Below are 14,457 nucleotides of genomic sequence, written 5' to 3'. Positions count from 1 at the left end.
ATTTTCCTCTGAAAACGATACCTTGGCTGGCCGGCTGATATCGTTTTGGACGATCTTTCTCTAAAAACGATATTTTCACCTTTTTCCAAAGGTATCGAAATATATACTTTTGCAGTATTTCGATACCCTTGATTTCAGCAGGTATCGAAAACAAAGGATTCCCCTTTTTTCGATACCTTATTAACGAAAAACTTCAGCCAATAAATAACTGCCTCACGGGCTTTCACTCGTGAGACAGTCAATTGATTATCAGATAAACCGGACAGAAGGATTACTCTTCAGTCTTCTCCTCTGCAGGTGCTTCCTCGGAAGCTTCTTCAGCAGCCTCTGCTGCCTCAGGCTCCTTAGGCTCTACCTTTACAGCCTTGGATGCAAGATACTCTACTGTCTTTCTAGCACGGATGGAATCCTTGATGAAAGCGGAATCTTCGCCGATGGACTTCTTAACTTCCTCAACGTCGATCTTGTATCTGTCAGCGATACCCTTGAGCTCTTCCTCGTAATCCTCAGCTGTTACCTCAGGATCGATAACCTCAGTGATCTTCTCGATAACGAGAGAAGACTTAACTCTTACGCGTGCCATAGGCTCAAGAGACTTCTTGAAGTCGTCCATGCTCTGGCCTACATACTGGAGATACATGTCGAGTGCGATGCCCTGGTTGGACATACGTGCAGCCTGGTCTTCAGCCATCTGCTCGACTTCGTTCTGGATCATTGACTCAGGGATGTCGATCTCGCAGTTGTCGCATACTGCGCGGACAGTCTCGTTCTCGAAGCCTGCCTTGTTGTCCTTGTCAGCTCTCTCCTGCTGCTTAGCTCTGATGTCAGCCTTGAGCTCGTCAAGAGTATCGAACTCGGAAACGTCCTTTGCGAACTCGTCGTCGAGCTCAGGGATTACTTCCGTCTTGATAGCGTGGATCGTTACGTTGAATGTAGCGTCAGCGCCCTTGAGCTCTGCAGCGTGATAGTCCTCAGGGAACTTAACTTCGATCGTGAAGTTCTCGCCAACGTTGTGGCCTGCAACCTGCTCCTCGAAGCCGGGGATGAAGGACTTGGAACCGAGCTTGAGGTTATAGCCCTCGCCCTTGCCGCCTTCGAAAGCGACGCCGTCCTTGAAGCCTTCGTAGTCGATAACAACTGTATCGCCCTCAGCTGCGGCACGGTCCTCAACTTCCTCGAGGGAAGCGTTTCTCTTTCTGAGACGCTCGATCTCAGCATCAACGTCTTCGTCTGTAACTACCTGATCCTTGAAAGGAACTTCAACGCCCTCATACTGACCGAGCTCGAACTCAGGCTTAACGTAAACTGTTACTGTGTACTTGATGCCTTCCTCGGAAATATCGGTAACGTCCATCTCGGGTCTGGATACGACCTTGAGGTCATGCTCCTTGACAGCCTCGGGATACTGAGCGTTTGCGATCTCGTTCATAGCGTCCTCATAAAGAACGCCCTCACCGTAATACTGGCATACCAGCTGGTAAGGAACCTTTCCCTTACGGAAGCCGGGAACCTGGAAACGGCCCTTGTTCTTGCTGTAAGACTTCTTAAGAGCTTCGTTCCACTCTTCCTTGCTAGCCTCAAAGCTGATTACTACCTGAGAGTGTTCTTTCTTCTCAATCGTGGATGCCATGTTATATCCTCCAAAAAAATTATTATTAGATTAATAGCCGAGTATGAATTGTATCACAGCGCGGCCTCGAAAAGCAATATTATAATACGGTAACCTGAATTCCTTTAAGCACATCCAGTGTCGCCTGGTGCAGATCGGGCGCAAAAGAAGCCGTTAGAGCCGAATCCACAATGACTTCCGCCTCGGGTGCGGCAGCCTTTGCGATGACCGCATTGGAGAGAACGCAGATGTTGGATACCAGTCCGCAAACTTCGATGGAGCTTATATCGGCAGCATTCTCCTTCAGGTATTCGGCGAGTTCGATGCTTCCGAAGCAGGGTTTCTCGAAAACCTTCTTTCCGGAGAGCAGAGGCTTTAACTCATCGCAGAGCCCGTGGCCCTCTGATCCCTTGATGCAGTGAGGTACCGGGAGGTTCTTTCCTTCCTGTGTCTCCATGTAATTATCGAAATGAGTGTCGAGCGTATATACGACAGCATCGCCCGCTTCCTCATATTCCCTGATCTTTCCGGCAATTCCGGGGATAATCTTTTCGGCACCTTCAAAACCGAGGGCTCCGTCGATAAAATCCTTCTGCATGTCAACAACTACAAGGATCCTGTACATAGTCCACCTCCTGATACGGTATAAAAAAAGCTGCCGCACACGTGCAACAGCTTTTGTCTGGCGCGCCTAGCAGAGCTCGAATCCACAACCTTCTGATCCGTAGTCAGACGCTCTATCCAGTTGAGCTATAGGCGCGTATAAGCATTGGTCTCCCAATAGCCTAATAATCATATTACTTGACGGCTTGAATGTCAATCGCGATTTATTACGTTGCGAAATGTTTCACCGCACATGCTTCCAGAAAGAAATAAACGGCGACAGTTTCCCCTACGGTTTCCTCGACAGTTTTCTCGACGTTTTTTCCTATGTACTGCCCGTGTTTCTTATTGATTAGCTCACTGCTTTTGGATAGAATACTCGAAGTTCCGGGCAATACGGACATTTCGAAATATGGGAGATAAAGACATTGAGCAATTACGATCCTGACTCACAGCTGGTAAAAGAACTCGCTCTCATCAACTGCAGAGAGCTCGGCGGGATGCCGCTTTCAGGCGGAAAGACATTCCGCAGCGGACTTTTCATAAGGTCAGGTTCTCCCGAATGGCTTACACCAGGTCAGGTTCAGGAAGTCAAAGACTTCGGCGTTAAGACCGTCATCGACCTAAGAGCTCCCGAAGAAGTTGAGAAAACAGGCAACCCATATAAAGCCGATCCCGATGTAGCTTGCCATAACATCGCTCTTTTCAACGGTGATCCCAACAAAAACGATGATCAGACGATCGAATTCATAAGGACTCACACTCTCGGAGATTACTATGTCATCATCGCTGAAGAGATGGGTGACCAGCTTGTAAAGATCTTCCGTCTGCTTTTGAACGCCGAGGGCATCACGCTCTTCCACTGTGCGCACGGAAAGGACAGGACCGGCGTCGTCGCCGCCATGCTCTACATCATCTGCGGTGCTTCAAGAGAGGACATCATCACCAACTACAAGGTTTCTTATGAATATCTCAGGGATTTCATGGTGCCGTTCATGGCGAAACTCCCTGACGACATGAAGCACATCTTAAGATCCGATGCCCATAACATGGTCACCTTCCTGGATTACATAGACAGCAAATGGGACGGAGATGCCGCAAAGCTGCTCATTGCAAACGGCATGACTGAAGACGAGATCGATCAGTTAAGGGCAAAGTGCATCAGTTGATCTTCTCACCCAAACGGATTCGGGTGACATTGCCGTAGTCGTCGAACCGGAACGAGAGAATGAACTCACCGTCACCGTTTCTGAACGAACTGGTGAATTCGCATTTGTCGAACATCGGATAGATCAGAAGGAGTTCTGAGACGTTCATTCCGATGTAAAGATTTTCGCCGAGAGAAAAAGTCTCATCGTTACGGATGACGACGGAAGAAAGCCTTCCGGATGTCCAGTTCTTTCCGTTTGCGGGATCCGTCTCAAGCCTCATGGTCATGCCGCTGTATGTGAGAATGACAACGCCGGACATGTAGGATTCGATGATCGGATTGCCCAGGAGCCTGTAGATTTCGCTCGAAGTATAGGTCGAACCCATTCTCATCCTGGTGCCGCCGTTCTTGAAGAAACGGATCTCGCCGAGGGATGCCGGGATATCATCTTCGAGAAGATACGAGCCGTCGTTCTTAAGCCTTAAGTCGACGGTCTTTGATATGATATTGTCTCCCGACTGCGAGATGACTTCGGGGATGACATATGAGATGTGCGTCGGCGTGAAGAGCTTCAGCTCATAGTCGTCGAGCACGGTCTTTACCTTCATGCGGTAATACTCGGATATGTAGTTTGCCTTCTCGTAGATAACAGAGTTGATGTAGATGTCGGAGTCGTAAGATGACTTTATTATCGCTTCAAGACCGTTTACGTTGCCGCTGTCGATCATTTCGAAATAGTGGTTGATGTAAGAATACGCCAGCATAGAATCAGTGATGTATTTTCCCGCGATCGAATAATTGCCGCCGTCCTTTGCGATCATGAACCTTACGGGCGGAGCGCTCTTATCCTTGTCTTCGGAATAGCACAGTTCGATGACGTCCATGTCACCGTACTCGCCTACCGTCTTGAAATCAGCGGTATTCTCGGAATCGATGGAACTGAAATACGCCCTCTTGTCAGTGGCATTGAGGATCCTGAAAGAATCGGCGGTGCCGTGCTCCTCAGATGTCTTCCTCAAGATCGAGCAATACTCATAGAACATCGAGTATGAAAGACCGTCAAGCTGGCTTGCGGGAACCTTTGCAAAACAGTCAGCGACATTCGCATCGCTGCTGATGGCGCTTGCCATGACCCTCGCGAGCTCGGTCTCCGAAAGAGGCTTTTGCGTCGCTTTAAATCCCGACCTGAGATCATCGATGACCTTACATCCCGAAATGCTCAAGCCGGCGCCTGATATCATCGAAAAGCACAAAACAACGGCAAGAGCCTTTTTCAAGACTCCCGGAGTTCTTCTCTTTAAGCTGTCATCAAGCCTCTTCAATCCTGCTCCTCTTTATCTTATGTGCGCCTCAAAAGCGCATCCTGATCATCCTTTTCCGCGCGCCCCTCAAGGCGCATCCGTTACTGATCCTTATGCCTTTTTGCCTGTGCCTCGAAAAGAACGACGCCTGCAGCTACAGCCGCATTAAGGCTGTTCACATGACCAGTCATCGGTATGGACACCGTGAAGTCACAACACTTCCTGACGCCGTCCCTCATGCCGTCTCCCTCGCTTCCGATGATGACGACAAGGTTGCCCGAATAGTCGGCATCGTGGTACTCGTAGTCGGCATTCATGTCCGTGCCGCAGACCCAGAAGTTCTCCTTTTCCTTGAGCCTTGTAAGGGTCTGCGCAAGGTTCGTGACCCTTGCGACAGGCACGTATTCGATCGCACCGGCAGATGCCTTTGCGACCATGGAGTCGAGTCCCACGGATCTCCTCTCCGGGATGATGACACCGTCAACGCCGCAGCAGTCGGATATCCTGAGGATCGAGCCCAGGTTATAGGCATCCTTTATCTCATCCAGCGCCACGAGAAGAGCGGGTCTCCCCTCTTCTCTGCACTTAGCGATTATCTCATCAAGATCAGCGTAGCTGTGAGGCGCAACTGAGGCAATAACGCCCTGATGGTTGTGCGTGGAACTCATCTTGTCCAGGACCTGCCTTGTAGCTCTCGTGACGATTATCCCGCGCTTATTGGCTTCATCAAGTATCCTGATGAGTCCGTGGTCCAAAGGCTTGTCGCCGTCGGGCTTAAGGATCCAGATCTTGTTGAAGTCCCTGCCTGCAGCAAGAGCTTCCGTGACCGCATTTCTGCCTTCGAGCTTGTCTGTCGAGCCTTCTTCTGCGAAAGCATCGTCTTCGCGCGGGCGGTCAACCTGCGGTCTGTTGTTTGACGGCCTTCCGTTTGAAGGTCTTCCTGACTTCTTGCCCTGATCAAAACGCTTTTTGCCTTTGTTGTCCAATTTCGCCATTTCGAGCTCTCCGCTTACGTGTTCTCCGTTTCCTGACCTTCCGTTTTCGGGCTTATGACGCCGTCACAGATGTCGAAGCTCTTGTAGATCAGGTATTCCATCCTGGACTCCTCGTTGTTGAGGAACAGGTAGCCTATCAGGGCTTCAAATCCGGTCGCGTACATATAGTCCGCATGATTGGCGTTTTTCGATACCGCGTGGGGATTGGAATTCTTTCCCCTTCTGAAGTAATCGGACTCCGTCTCCGTAAGCTCATCCGCCAATGCCCTCGCGCTCATCGCCTGAGCCTCCGCGGAAACATAATGCACGGTGTTGTTATGCATCTTGTTGTTGCTTCCGGCACCTAAAGTCGCCGACTTGCAGCGGGCGTAGACCTCATACACGGAGTCGCCGATATAAGCCAGGACCAGAGGTGATACTTCACGGAGATCTGTAGCGATAAACGGCTTTATCATCAGTTTGCCTTCTCGATCTTAAATCCGCCGGGCACGTCCTTTACGGTGTAGCCTTTGGCCTGGATCTCGTCCCTGATCCTGTCTGCCTCAGCGTAATCCTTTGCCTTCTTTGCTTCCGCTCTCTTATTTGCGAGTTCAGTGATCTCTTCGGGGATCTCGTCTTCAAGATCCAGAAGGATTCCCAGGACTCCTGTGAGCTCAACGATCTTGTCTCTTGCTGCCTTGAGCACATCTGCGGAAACCTTTGCTTCCTGCGCGGAGGTATTCGTCTGACGCACGAGATTGAAGATGTCAGTAATGGCATCGGCGCTGTTGAGATCGTCATCCATATGAGCCTTGAAGCAGTCAGTTGCAGCCTGTACCGCTTCAGCAAGGACCTTGTCTGCTTCCGCATCGCCTGCGAGATTGCCGCCGTTCAATACGAAGTCGGCATTCCTGACACAGTTGGAGATCCTTCCGAGACTCGTCTGCGCGGCTGCGAGAAGCTCGTCGGAGAAATTGATGGGGCTTCTGTAATGGCCGAGCAGAATGAAGAATCTGATAACGTTATACGGATACTTCTGCGCAATATCCCTGATGGTAAAGAAATTACCGAGTGACTTGCTCATCTTCTCACCGTCGATGTTTACGAAAGCGTTGTGTACCCAGTAATTGCAGAATGTGCAGCCGTTGGCAGCCTCGCTCTGGGCGATCTCGTTCTCGTGGTGCGGGAAGATGAGATCCTGTCCGCCGCCGTGGATGTCGATGGTATCGCCGAGATACTGCTTGATCATGGCAGAGCATTCGATGTGCCATCCGGGTCTTCCCTCACCCCAGGGTGATCCCCAGAAAGGCTCGCCTTCCTTCTTGAACTTCCAGAGCGCGAAATCGCCCGGATTTCTCTTGCCTTCGTAGGAAGCCTTACGTTCACCGCCGCCTGCTGCGAGCTCATCGAGATTATAGTGTGAGAGCTTGCCGTAATCTGCCTTCTTGGTAACGTCGTAGTAAACGCCGTCACCTTCGATGATGTATGTGTAGCCCTTCTCCTCCATTGCCTTGATGAGGCCGATGATGGCCTTCATGGAATGGGTCGCTCTGGGCTGCGCGCTCTGTCTCTTGATGTTGAGACCGTCCGCATCGACATAGTATTCCTTGATGAACCTGTCAGCGAGCTGTTCGACCGTAATGCCTTCCTCATTTGCGCGCTTGATCATCTTATCGTCGATGTCGGTAAAGTTCTGAACGAAGGTTACCTCATATCCCGAATACTCGAGATATCTTGCGAGCGTATCGAAAGTAACGAACGGTCTTGCGTTGCCCAAATGGAAATAGTTATAGACCGTAGGGCCGCATGCATACATCTTTACCTTGCCGGGCTCAATGGTCTTGAATTCTTCTTTTGTTCTTGTAAGTGTGTTGTAGATCTTCATCTGTTTATCTCCTTAAGTTCTCGAAATATCATTGATTGTTTGTTGCTGATTCCTTTGAAAGGTCAACATCGGTTCAAATGACAGATAACAGTCCGAGAACCCGGACACAAAAAAATGACTCCTGCTGATAAGAATCCTGCAGGGTCATGAGATGAAAGCATAATTGTATTGTCTATAAGTCCCATGATAGACTTGTTTTCTCCTAAAAACCCCCGAAACACAACGGACTCTGATTGACACCCGGAAATCCAGGGCGGTGCTCAGGTATCAGATCTCAATAGTCCAACTTACAAGGCTTTACATCAAAAAGACAGGCCCAAGCTCCTTATTACGTCATGTAGGTCCAATTTAGAGGCCGCCATGCTCGAGTTGATTATATTTTAATATAAAAAGCGGGATATGCCAAACCTGCTTTTCGCCAGTCGGAATATCCCGCTTAAGATCTCTTTTTCGCTTTGCTTACTCGCGATCAGACTTTCAGCTCCACTTCATTGACATCAAGGTCATCCTTATGCGCTTCAAGCAAAGGTCTGACACACTCATTGAGGAATGCGTCGACCTGCTCGGGACATCGGCCGATATAGAGCTTGGGGTCTCTCAGCTTGATGAGCTCATCCATTGTCATGCCGAACTTGGGCTCTGCGGCGATCCTCTCGAGAAGATCATTGGGCTTGCCCTCATTCTTAACTACGGAACCTGCCTGCATTGAAAGCTGGCGGATAACCTCGTGGAGTTCCTGGCGGTTGCCGCCCTTCTTGGTTGCTTCCATCATGATGTTTTCGGTCATCATGAACGGGAGCTCGTCAAGGATGTGCTTCTCGATCATCTTGGGATAAACGACAAGACCGGAAACTACATTCGTATAGATACCGAGGATCGCGTCAACGGCAAGGAATGCCTCAGGCACTGAGATCCTCTTGTTTGCGGAGTCATCGAGCGTTCTCTCGAACCACTGCTCTGAAGATGTCATGGCAGGATTAAGAACGTCAGCGATAACATATCTCGAAAGAGATGCGATCCTCTCGGATCTCATCGGGTTTCTCTTGTAAGCCATTGCGGAAGATCCGATCTGGTTCTTCTCAAAAGGCTCCTCGATCTCCTTCAGGTGCTGGAGGAGTCTTATGTCGTTGGAGAACTTGTGAGCGCTCTGAGCAATAGCTGCAAGTGCCGAAAGAACAGTGAAATCGATCTTTCTGGAATATGTCTGGCCGGATACATAGTAAGAGGACTCAAAGCCCATCTTTGCGCAGATCTTCTTGTCGAGCTCAACGCACTTTGCGTGATCGCCGTCGAAAAGATCAAGGAAGGAAGCCTGTGTGCCGGTAGTTCCCTTGCATCCGAGGAGCTTTAAGGAAGCGATCGCATTTTCGACAGTCTCAAGATCCAGAACAAGATCCTGGAGCCAGAGCGTTGCTCTCTTACCTACTGTAACAAGTTGTGCGGGCTGGAAATGAGTGAAGCCCAATGTCGGCATTGACTTGTATTCGTCAGCAAATTTAGCAAGCTTTGAAATGAGGACAACAAGTCTCTTCTTAACGAGCTCAAGAGCATCTCTCATTATTATGATGTCAGTATTGTCACCTACATAGCAGGATGTTGCACCGAGGTGGATGATGCGGTCAGCGCCGGATCCATGGACCTGCTTGCCGTATGAATGGACGTGGGCCATTACGTCATGACGGCGGATCTTTTCCTCTGCAGCCGCATCCTCGTAATCGATGTCATCCTTGTGTGCAATGAGATCGGCGATCTGCTCATCAGTGATGTCAAGGCCTAATTCCTTTTCTGCCTCAGCAAGAGCGATCCAAAGAAGTCTCCATGTGGTGAACTTCTTATCGGGCGAAAAGATGAACTGCATCTCCTTGCTTGCATAGCGGGAGTTTAAAGGGCTCTCGTAGGTATCTTTCATTACGCCAATTCCTCCAACAATTTATCCAATGCAGAGATTTTAGCACAGATCGAGAGGATCCTCACGGCTTTCTCGATATCTTCAACACCCGGGAATGACGGAGCGAGTCTGATGTTTGAATCGGAAGGATCCTTGCCGTAAGGGAAGCTTGCGCCTGCGGGCGTAAGTGCGACGCCTGCCGCCTTGCACATGGAAACGACCTTCGTAGCCGTACCGGGCATAGCGTAGAAACTTACGAAATAACCGCCCTTCGGATCGGTCCAGTGGAAAAGATCCTTATCAAAACCGAGTTCTTCATTGAGGACCTTCTGGCACGCCTCAAACTTCGGACGGAGAATCTCGGCATGCTTCATCATGTGAGCATAAACAGCTTCGGCATCGGGAAGGAATCTTGCATGCGCGAGCTGATTGACCTTGTTGGTGCAGATAGTCTGCGCATTAAGAAACTTCTTCGTATATGTCATATTGTCCTTGTTTGCTGCGAAGCAGGAGATACCGCCGCCTGCGAATGTGATCTTTGAAGAAGATGCAAACTCATATACTCTGTTTGCATGTCCGTAGCTTGCGCAGAGCGAAAGCATGTCGGGAAGCTTTCCCCATGTGTTTCTGTCTTCATAAAGGTGATGAACGACGTAAGCGTTGTCCCAGAAGATCCTGAAATCAGGTGCAGCAGTCTCCATCTTTGCGAGCCTGTCACATACCTCTGCGGAATAAACGATGCCGTCGGGATTGCTGTAGCAAGGAACGCACCAGATACCCTTTACCTTATCGTCCTTAACGAGTTCTTCGACAACGTCCATGTCAGGACCGTTCTCAGTCATGGGAACGGCGATGAGCTCAAAACCCATTGTCTCCGTAACTCTGAAATGTCTGTCGTAACCGGGCGCGGGGCAAAGCCACTTTCTTCCCTCTACCTGTGACCAGGGCTTGGGTGAATCGACTTCGCCGAAGACCATGGCGCGCATGATCGCATCGAACATCTGGTTGAGCGATGAGGAATTGCCCATGAAGATGTTGTCCTTGTCTGTGCCGAGGATCTCTGCGAAGATTGCCCTTATCTCTTCGATACCGTCTGCGATACCGTAGTTCCTGGTATCCTGACCCTTGGCGGTCTTGAAACCGACCTTGAGTGTGTCATATATGTCGTTTGAAAGATCGAGCTGGACCGGCGAGGGCTTTCCGCGTGTCATGTCGAGAGAAAGTCCCATCGCCTTGCACTTCTCATAACGTTCGATCAACGCACTTCTCTCTGAAACGAGCTCTTCTTTTGTCATCTCACGGTAACCCTTCATGATCGGCCAACCTTCCTTAAAATGAAATTTTGCAAATCGAATCTTGCATTTTGAATGAGGGTCTCCCCCTCAAAACCTCAACAATTATAGTCTATTGCGTTTTTAAAGCAATAAATAAAACTTGCTAAAATGGCATTTCTTCCTGACGAAAATGCATTTTCAGGCAAATTCGGCACGTTGCACAAGCCTGCGCGGTTTCGCATGGCTCAAATCGGGCAAAACAAGGGATGACGGAATTGTTACATCGCACTGTTTTCGGGCTTTCCGGTACGATTTATATGGAAAACCTCACGGATAATTGATATAATTTATCTCGGAATAAGAAAACGGAAACATTCGGAATAAGGGAGGAAAAATTTATGCCACATGCATCAGGCGGCGGTTCAGGCGGCGGCGGTTTCAGCGGCGGTGGTTTTTATGGTTATCACGGTTCTAATGCCAGGATGCGTTACTATCCCGGATCAAAGCGCCATCTTAGAGATTACAACGATGGCACCGATGCTTATCTCAACGGTCCGAGATCACAGAAGAATTCGATCCTGTCGATAATTGCGGTATCCATACTGTCCGTTATCGCAACCTTTGTAGTAAGTCTCACGGTCCAGTCAAGGACACCGTTGAAGCTTAATCCCAGATACTCGGATGCGCCGGCAGTCCATGACGATGCCGGAATCATCTTCAGCAGCGGTTCCCTCACTGAGACATTGAAGAAATACCAGGAGACCACGGGCATCTGCCCTGTCGTCTACACGGTATACGAAGAGGACTGGAAGTCAGATTACAGCAACCTCTCCAAGTACACATACGATAAGTATGTCAAAAACTTCAATGACGAACAGCATCTCGTTGTCGTATGCTCGATACCGGAAGCTGAAGCGGGAAAGTCATCTCAGGGCTTTAAGCTCGAAGCCGTCCAGGGCGACCTGACGGATCCGTTCCTCACGAACTCATGGTACAGCAATTTCAAGAGCATTATCACGAGGGACATCGGAAACGGAGCAGATGCCGGACTTGCGCTCAATAACGCATTTACATACTCGGTCGACGATGCAGTATCAAAGATGAACCCCACACCTTCAAAGAGGCTGCTTAATCTGTTCATCTCATTCCTGCCGGTCATCATCACGGCAGTGATCTTCATCGTCATCATCACCGTCATGATCGTTAAGTTCGTCAAGGCGAAGAAGAGAAACGAGTTCAATGCTCCGCGCTCGAGCGATCCGAGACTAGCTTAATGGATGTCAGACTGACTGAGTAACAGACCAGCAAACCGACAACGCTTGACAACGACACTTAAAGATCCCGGTACTTGTGAAAATGCCGGGATCTGTTTTTCGTTATCCTGAAAAAGGCATCGCCTTTTCGCTCTGCATCGTTCGGCTGCGCTCACTTTTCGCGTCAGTCAGAATGGTACAAAATCAATATTCAGAATGTTGCCGTCTCTGTCATGCGTAACCTTTATCACTTCGAAAACGATATTCCTGCCGTACAGCTGATTCTCTTCGATGTAGCGTTCGGCCGTCCTTATCACCTTCATCCTTTTCGAATAGATGACCGATTCCGCGGAGTCCGGGAATCTTCCGATATTGCGTCTCGTCCTGACTTCAAAAATGTGGATATCATCGCCCTTCTCCGCGATTATGTCTATCTCCCCGACATCGTGGACAGTGTAGTTCCGCTGCAGGATTACATATCCTCTTTCTTCCAGAAGTCTTGCCGCAGCATCTTCTCCTCTTATCCCGATATATTGTCTGAAGGTCTTATCCATCTGTCTGTTCTTTTTGCTGTTCATATCTGCCTCTTTATCTTGTTTTTTTGATAATTATTATTCTTCGTTGTTTTATGCATTTTAGTGTCCTAAAATAGATGCTAATAAATAAAAGGGTTAGGTTATGGGCGTCGGCACTCCGGACATCAAGAATTTCTTTGAAACTCTCGACGAATGCGTCGATTGCAGATTCACAGAAGAATTCGCAAAATACGCTGACTATCTTTCGATCGCAAAGATAGAGGATACGCAGATAATCAGCGGCAAACCCATCTCCAAGAATGTGGATTACCTGTCCGACAACGTCGGCAACGAATTCGTTGAAGTTTCCCTCGGAAGTGACGACTCGGTAACGACTGTCGTAAGGTTTACCTATAAGCAGTTCCCTCCTCAATTCACCGTCGAACAGGAAGAGTTTATGGTCGTCTTCAAGACGAGCGTCGCAAACAAGATCACCGTCTCAAGACTCAGCAGCCAGTATTCTTTCCTCTACAACAACGACGTCGAATTCGGAATGCGCAATGCCAACTATCTCTTCACGAGATTTGACGATATGTTCGCATCGGGAACCGCCACCAAATATTCCGTCGCTTTCATCAACATCAAGCACGTAAACCAGCTTAACAGATATTTCGGTTCCGACATTGCAGGCTCCGCCATCAAGATGTTCGGCGCAAAGCTCAACAACTTCCCTGATGAAGACAGAGGCGAATTCGCCGTTCACCTCGGCGGCGACAACTTCGTTGTAGTCCTCATCACATCACGTCTTCCCGAACTCGAGAAGTTCATCGCTTCTGTCCCCGTCTCTCTTACATACGGCGGCGACAGGTTCGAACACGTTTTCAGCTGCAGGGCCGGCATCACGACTATCCGCCCCAACCACCGCTTCGGCAATCACGTCATGGGCGAATGTTCCCAGGCTTTCAGTTATTCGAAAAAGAACAACATCGACATCGTCTACTACACCGAAGAGATCAACGAGAAAAACCACAACAACACCGAGACTCTTACCAGAGCTCTTAACGAGAATAAATTCCTCATCTACTATCAGCCTGTCATCAGTTTTGAGGACAAGCCGACCATCCATGCCGCAGAAGCTCTTGCGCGCTGGCCTTTGGACGGCAAGATCATGTCGCCCCAGGAATTCATCACTCTGGCAACCGATTCGGGCATCGTAACCAAGATCGATTTCTACGTACTAGAGAACGTTTGCAAGAACATCAAATCGTGGCAGGAGCAGGGACTTTCGCTCGTTCCCATCACAGTCAATTTCTCAGGCCGTAATCTCTTCAACTCTTCCATCGCCGACAACATCCTTGAGGTCATCGACAGATATGGCGTGGAACATAACCTCATCGGAATCGAGTTCTCCGAGCCTGACTTCACCCAGAGGATGCCCATCCTCAAAGATGTAAGCCACACGCTTTGCGAAGCCGGCGTACTCGTTACTTTAGACAAGTTCAGCACAGGCCAGTCAACTCTCACCATGCTGCACGATATCGATGCAAGTTACGTTAAGATCGACGCTGACAGATTCGACCCTGATGATCCCAAGGGCCGCATAATCGCAAACGACATGATCAACCTCGCCGGAATGCTCGGCTATAAGGTAATCTGCGAAGGCGTCGGATCCCAGAAGGAAGCAGACGATCTCATCATGTGCGGCTGTAATCTCTTCCAGTCTTTCTTCTACGACAAACCGCTGTCCGAAAGATTCTTTGTCGACAGACTGCAGAGTCCTGATTACGACATCGAGATTAAGCCCGACACTGAAGAAAAGACTGAGATTCAGATTTAATTATCCCTTTTACTTTATTTTGATAGCACCTGCCTTGCGCTTACCTGTCAAGGCACGGCTTTTGCCTCGCCATATGGCGGGTTTGCGCTTATCTGTCAAGACGCAGTTTTGCCTCGCCATATGACGGCCTTGACAGCGCGCACTGCAGGCGCTGTTTTGTGTGCAAGG

General features: G+C 49.3%; 12 protein-coding genes and 1 tRNA gene. 3 read left to right on the top strand and 10 right to left on the bottom strand.

Annotated elements, in window-relative coordinates; translation table 11 throughout:
- Positions 1-271: 271 nt before the first annotated feature.
- The 3 genes from tig to BO18_RS00270 form a co-directional block, all read right to left on the bottom strand.
- Entirely contained in the window at positions 272-1,630 is a 1,359-nt protein-coding gene (gene tig, locus BO18_RS00280) for a trigger factor (protein ID WP_034442198.1), read from the bottom strand.
- Positions 1,631-1,709: 79 nt separating this feature from the next.
- The gene (locus BO18_RS00275; protein ID WP_034442195.1) at positions 1,710-2,234 is read right to left on the bottom strand and encodes a cysteine hydrolase family protein; all 525 of its coding nucleotides are present in this window, start codon (positions 2,232-2,234) and stop codon (positions 1,710-1,712) included.
- Between the two features lie 58 nt (positions 2,235-2,292).
- A tRNA-Arg gene (locus BO18_RS00270) sits at positions 2,293-2,369 on the bottom strand.
- A 271-nt stretch (positions 2,370-2,640) separates the two neighbouring features.
- On the opposite strand from BO18_RS00270, the gene BO18_RS00265 reads away from it, so the two are divergent.
- Positions 2,641-3,381, top strand: coding sequence for a tyrosine-protein phosphatase (locus tag BO18_RS00265; RefSeq protein WP_034442192.1), 741 nt, complete (start codon positions 2,641-2,643; stop codon positions 3,379-3,381).
- Here the strand turns inward: BO18_RS00265 and BO18_RS00260 are convergent.
- From BO18_RS00260 to BO18_RS00235, 6 genes are all read right to left on the bottom strand, one after another.
- Complete coding sequence (locus BO18_RS00260) at positions 3,374-4,684, bottom strand: hypothetical protein (RefSeq protein WP_034442189.1); 1,311 nt, start codon at positions 4,682-4,684, stop codon at positions 3,374-3,376. The two genes, BO18_RS00265 and BO18_RS00260, sit on opposite strands and share 8 nt — an antisense overlap.
- A gap of 80 nt (positions 4,685-4,764) precedes the next feature.
- Complete coding sequence (rlmB, locus tag BO18_RS00255; protein WP_034442186.1) at positions 4,765-5,658, bottom strand: 23S rRNA (guanosine(2251)-2'-O)-methyltransferase RlmB; 894 nt, start codon at positions 5,656-5,658, stop codon at positions 4,765-4,767.
- 14 nt (positions 5,659-5,672) lie between these two features.
- Positions 5,673-6,113 (bottom strand): Mini-ribonuclease 3, encoded by a 441-nt coding sequence (locus BO18_RS00250; RefSeq protein ID WP_034442183.1) that lies wholly within the window; start codon positions 6,111-6,113, stop codon positions 5,673-5,675.
- Positions 6,113-7,522, bottom strand: coding sequence for a cysteine--tRNA ligase (cysS, locus tag BO18_RS00245; protein ID WP_034442180.1), 1,410 nt, complete (start codon positions 7,520-7,522; stop codon positions 6,113-6,115). The genes BO18_RS00250 and cysS overlap by 1 nt, the downstream gene beginning before the upstream one ends.
- Positions 7,523-7,991: 469 nt before the next feature.
- Positions 7,992-9,431, bottom strand: a complete 1,440-nt coding sequence (purB, locus tag BO18_RS00240; RefSeq protein ID WP_034442177.1) for an adenylosuccinate lyase — start codon at positions 9,429-9,431, stop codon at positions 7,992-7,994.
- The gene (locus BO18_RS00235) at positions 9,431-10,723 is read right to left on the bottom strand and encodes an aminotransferase class I/II-fold pyridoxal phosphate-dependent enzyme (protein ID WP_034442174.1); all 1,293 of its coding nucleotides are present in this window, start codon (positions 10,721-10,723) and stop codon (positions 9,431-9,433) included. The genes purB and BO18_RS00235 overlap by 1 nt, the downstream gene beginning before the upstream one ends.
- Before the next feature lie 359 nt (positions 10,724-11,082).
- Here BO18_RS00235 and BO18_RS00230 point away from each other — a divergent pair, with 359 nt between their 5' ends.
- Positions 11,083-11,958 carry a hypothetical protein gene (locus BO18_RS00230; protein ID WP_034442172.1) on the top strand — a complete coding sequence of 292 codons (876 nt, stop codon included), beginning with the start codon at positions 11,083-11,085 and terminating at the stop codon, positions 11,956-11,958.
- A 167-nt stretch (positions 11,959-12,125) separates the two neighbouring features.
- On the opposite strand, the gene BO18_RS00225 is transcribed toward BO18_RS00230, so the two are convergent.
- Positions 12,126-12,515 (bottom strand): YraN family protein, encoded by a 390-nt coding sequence (locus BO18_RS00225; protein WP_051688366.1) that lies wholly within the window; start codon positions 12,513-12,515, stop codon positions 12,126-12,128.
- 100 nt (positions 12,516-12,615) lie between these two features.
- On the opposite strand from BO18_RS00225, the gene BO18_RS00220 reads away from it, so the two are divergent.
- Positions 12,616-14,289, top strand: coding sequence for an EAL domain-containing protein (locus BO18_RS00220; RefSeq protein ID WP_034442169.1), 1,674 nt, complete (start codon positions 12,616-12,618; stop codon positions 14,287-14,289).
- Positions 14,290-14,457 lie beyond the last annotated feature (168 nt).

It is taken from the genome of Butyrivibrio sp. AE2032 (assembly GCF_000702965.1).
The sequence above is the reverse complement of the archived record's forward strand: the minus strand, read 5'-3'. Positions and strand labels throughout refer to the sequence as shown.